Consider the following 245-nt stretch of genomic DNA (forward strand, 5'->3'; position numbering starts at 1 on the left):
CTTTTAAATAATCACCATTAATTGGATTAACGGGTTTAGTATTTTTCAACTCTTGCTCACGCCGAGCTATCATCTGTTTAAAAGAGGGTAAATATTGTTGCTTTGTGGTAATGGTGACAGCATGATTACTTTTATAATCAAAGTTCCCCTTTTTTTTGACTTTAAATTCAGCGGGTAAATCAATTAAATAGGTGCCAATACAGCGTGTTGGTGAATTTGATAGTAACGCAGCCACTGGCTGCTGC

The 245-nt window shown here is 36.3% G+C and carries 1 pseudogene; it reads right to left on the reverse strand.

Going from position 1 to position 245, the window contains the following annotated elements:
* Nucleotides 1-245: pseudogene (locus GQ589_RS12130) on the reverse strand (hypothetical protein); the annotation flags it as partial.

It is taken from the genome of Gilliamella sp. Pas-s27 (genome assembly GCF_009795865.1).
Lineage (GTDB): Bacteria > Pseudomonadota > Gammaproteobacteria > Enterobacterales > Orbaceae > Gilliamella.